Here is a 3,892-nt window from a genome sequence, read left to right as displayed (position 1 = left end):
GGTTACGCCAATCGATTAGACGTTGTTCAACGTGGTCGGGCAGCCATAAATCCCCGCCCCCCCAGGGAAGGGAGGCTTCATGCGCGGCCAGCCCTTCTAGACCTCAAGGATTACCAGCATCGCTGTTTCCTCGCCACAGATATAGGCCCATCCACCGTGATGCAGATACAGATCGAAATCCCAGCCCGATCCGGCGGCATTCGCGCCCAGAAGGCCCGCGTCATAGCATTCGTCGATGGCCGCCTGCAGCGATTCCTTTTCGCGGATGAACTCGCCCCGGATATAGATATAGGCGGCATGCGCGCCCATCGCAAAGCTGGCGATCAGCGCCCCTTCGATAAGCGAGTGCGGATCGTGGCGCATGATTTCGCGGTCCTTGCAGGTCGCGGGTTCGGATTCGTCGCCATTGATGACCAGATAGGACGGACGGCCATCAGAAGCCTTGGGCATGAACGACCATTTCAGGCCGGTGGGAAAGCCCGCCCCGCCGCGCCCGCGCAGACCCGAGGCCTTGATTTCCTCGACGATCCGGTCACGCCCGCGCGCGATGATCCCGGCAGTGCCGTCCCAGCAGCCGCGCTTGCGCGCACCCGCCAGGCTGCGGTCGCCCATGCCGTAGATGTTGGTAAAAATGCGATCCTGGTCTTTCAGCATCTGGTTTCGTTCCTCATCATCCGGGCGCTACGCATCGTTTCTGCGCCGCCAGATACGCCAGGTCACAAGCAGCGACCAGACAAAAGCTGCGATTGCGGCCAGATCGGCCAGATAGGCCCACTGGCCCGCCCATCCATAGCGGCTGCCTATCCATTGCACCACAAGGTACAGAATCACGGTCGCAGCAATCACCACGGCCACCAGCCGCATCTGCCCCGCATCCTGATCGTGCCTGTCAGCCATCAATGGACCACGCCTTTCCCGGCGGCCGCCCCTGCGGGTATTCCCGGTTCGCCACCGCTGGCCAGCACCCGCGCCTGCGCGACCCAGTCATCGCTGCGGATCCGGCTGCCCATGCGACCGATCACCCCGGCAAAGCGATCAATGTCGGCATCTGTCCATGTGGCAATCTGCGCAAAGCCGGTAACTCCGTTTTCGTGCAGCAATTCCTCAAGCTTGGGACCAACACCCTTGATCAGCTTCAGATCGTCGGGTTTGGGCGCGGGCTGGGGGATATATTGCCGCGCCGAGCCATAGATATCGTTACGTTCGCTGCCACCGCCCGCCGTACCCGCGCTGATCCGCGCATGCCCGGACGGCGCGACGGATGGGGTTGCGCGGGTTCCCTCGGGCGGGCGGGATGCGGCCCTGACGGGAACCGGGGGTTGCCAGTCGGCAAAGCTGCGGACGGGGGTACCTCCGCAGACGAACCAGTTCAGAAAAGCGCCGCACAGACCCGCCGCGACCAGCCCCAGAAACAGACCTTCAAACCACCTCAGCGGCCCGACAGTCACAAAAATCCAGACCAAAAGCCCAAGAGAGGCCCCGGCAATCCAGCAATTCCTGCTACAAGTCGTGGTCGGCATCTGTCTGTTCCCCGTTCAGCCGAGTGTCAGATCACTCCTTATCGTCGTAAACGTCTTCCTCTTCCGCGCGTTTCGAAAATTCGGTCTCGCCGCCCGAGGCCAGCACCTGCGCCTGCGCCACCCATTCGTCGCGCGAGGCCCGGCCCTTGAAGCCTTCCAGATTGTCATCCACCCAGGCCAGTTCCTCGGGGCCCCAGTTGGCAATCTGGTCGAAATGCCAGAAACCGAGGCTGTTCAGAAGCTGTTCCAGCTTGGGCCCGACGCCCTTGATCAGCTTCAGATCGTCGGAGGTGCCGTCCCTCGGGGCATCGAGCCCCTCGGGCCGGCGGCCCGCATCCGCCGCCGGTTCCGTGGCAGCCCCGGATTTGCGGGCCACGCCCCGAACCCAGCGCGTCAGGACCGGCGCTTCGGTTCCGTCGATGCGCTTGACCGTCTCGCCATAATGGCGGGCCAGCGCGGCGCTGGCATTGACGTCGTCGCCCTGCCCTTTCAGTTCGGTGAGGCTGGTCAGCCCGCCCGCAGGCTCCGATCCGAAGCGGCCATTCTGCGGCCCCGGCAGTGGCACCTGCCCCGCCGACAACGCATCAAGCAGTTGTTCCAGCTTTTGCGCGGTCAGATCCTCGTAATAATCCTTGCCGATCTGGGCCATGGGCGCATTCGCGCAGGCCCCCAGGCATTCGACTTCTTCCCAACTGAACTTGCCATCCGCCGACACGGTATGCGGCGTGGGCGCGATCCGGCGCTTGCAGATCTCGACCAGATCCTCGGCGCCACAGATCATGCAGCTTGTGGTGCCGCAAATCTGGATATTCGCCACGCTGCCCACGGGCTGAAGCTGGAACATGAAATAGAAGGTCGCCACCTCAAGCGCGCGGATATAGGGCATGCCCAGCAGCGTCGCGCAATATTCGATGGCGGGCCGGGTCAGCCAGCCTTCCTGTTCCTGCGCGCGCCACAGCACCGGAATGATCGCCGATTGCTGGCGGCCTTCCGGGTACTTGGTCATCTGCGCCCGCGCCCATTCCAGATTGGCGGGGGTGAATTCGAAGCTGTCCGGCTGGACGGAGGAAAGTCGGCGAAGCATGAAGACCTCAGCTCATCACGAAAAGCGACAGGAACGCGCCAAAGGCGGCGGCGCATCCCATCGCAAGATGAAGCCAGAACGGATGACCCGCCCGGCGATAGATAAATGTGTCGCCAAGGCCGATCACGGCAATGGCCAGAAGCAACCCGAACAATACGCGCGGCGCGCCGATCCAGGCGCTGACCAGCGCCAGAGCCGTCAGCCCTGCATAGCGCACAAGCATTGCCTGCGGCAGCATCTCGGGGCGGTGCTGGATCATTTTCAGCCCCGTCTGCCTGTTCATCGCAAGCATGACCGTAACAGCCACCATCAGCAGCGCCACGCCCCAGCCAATCAGATGAACAAGAGAAGACAGCATGAACCCGATCCCCTTAACCGGCTGCCCGCGATACGGCCATCAGCGATCCACCTCGCCGAACACGATATCCATCGTGCCGATCAGAGCACAGACATCCGCCAGCATGTGCCCGCGCGACAGATAGTCCATGGATTGCAAATGCAGGAAACCCGGTGCCCGGATCTTGCTGCGATAGGGCTTGTTGCTGCCATCGCTGACCAGATAAACGCCAAATTCGCCCTTTGGGGCCTCGACGGCGGCATAAACCTCGCCTGCGGGAACCTTGAAACCCTCGGTATACAGCTTGAAGTGATGGATCAGGCTTTCCATGTCGCGCTTCATCTCGGCGCGGCGCGGAGGCGTCAGCTTGCCGCGTGCCAGCACATCGCCCTGATTTTCGGGCATGCGCAGCTTGGCCACGGCCTGTTTCATGATGCTGACGGCCTGACGCATTTCCTCCATCCGGCACAGATAGCGGTCATAGCAATCGCCATTCGTGCCAACCGGGATCTGAAAGTCGAACTCGTCATAGCATTCATAGGGCTGGCTGCGCCGCAAATCCCAGGCCAGACCCGACCCGCGCGCCATCACGCCCGAAAAGCCCCATTCCAGAATGTCCTGTTCGGTCACGATACCGATATCGACCAGCCGCTGCTTGAAGATCCGGTTCTCGGTCAGCAGCGTGTCCAGATCGTCCACATGCTTCAGGAACGGATCGCACCACGCCTCGATATCGTCGATCAGCTCGGGCGGCAGATCCTGATGCACGCCACCGGGCCGGAACTAGGCAGAATGCAGACGCGCGCCACATGCCCCATCATAAAAGATCATCAGCTTTTCGCGTTCCTCGAAAGCCCAGACCGTAGGCGTCAGCGCCCCGACGTCCAGCGCGCCGGTCGAGATGTTCAGCAGATGGATCAGAATCCTGCCGATATCGGAATACAGAACCCG

At 62.3% G+C, this 3,892-nt stretch carries 4 protein-coding genes and 2 pseudogenes; all 6 read right to left on the bottom strand.

The features are described from left to right. Positions 1 to 18: 18 nt before the first annotated feature. A pseudogene (locus ACK5L9_RS03755) lies at positions 19 to 654 on the bottom strand (NADH-quinone oxidoreductase subunit F); the annotation flags it as partial. A 27-nt stretch (positions 655 to 681) separates the two neighbouring features. Beyond that, the gene (locus ACK5L9_RS03750; protein WP_416910109.1) at positions 682 to 897 is read right to left on the bottom strand and encodes a DUF5337 domain-containing protein; all 216 of its coding nucleotides are present in this window, start codon (positions 895 to 897) and stop codon (positions 682 to 684) included. Beyond that, the gene (locus tag ACK5L9_RS03745) at positions 897 to 1,520 is read right to left on the bottom strand and encodes a hypothetical protein (RefSeq protein ID WP_416910108.1); all 624 of its coding nucleotides are present in this window, start codon (positions 1,518 to 1,520) and stop codon (positions 897 to 899) included. The genes ACK5L9_RS03750 and ACK5L9_RS03745 overlap by 1 nt, the downstream gene beginning before the upstream one ends. A 31-nt stretch (positions 1,521 to 1,551) precedes the next feature. Beyond that, entirely contained in the window at positions 1,552 to 2,604 is a 1,053-nt protein-coding gene (gene nuoE, locus ACK5L9_RS03740; RefSeq protein ID WP_416910107.1) for an NADH-quinone oxidoreductase subunit NuoE, read from the bottom strand. Between the two features lie 7 nt (positions 2,605 to 2,611). Continuing rightward, complete coding sequence (locus tag ACK5L9_RS03735) at positions 2,612 to 2,962, bottom strand: hypothetical protein (protein ID WP_416910106.1); 351 nt, start codon at positions 2,960 to 2,962, stop codon at positions 2,612 to 2,614. Between the two features lie 39 nt (positions 2,963 to 3,001). After that, positions 3,002 to 3,892, bottom strand: a pseudogene (locus tag ACK5L9_RS03730) (NADH-quinone oxidoreductase subunit D); the annotation flags it as partial.

The organism is Paracoccus sp. (in: a-proteobacteria) (assembly GCF_047973135.1).
In the GTDB taxonomy this organism is placed as follows: Bacteria; Pseudomonadota; Alphaproteobacteria; order Rhodobacterales; family Rhodobacteraceae; genus Paracoccus.
This window is presented reverse-complemented; position numbering and strand designations above follow the sequence as displayed.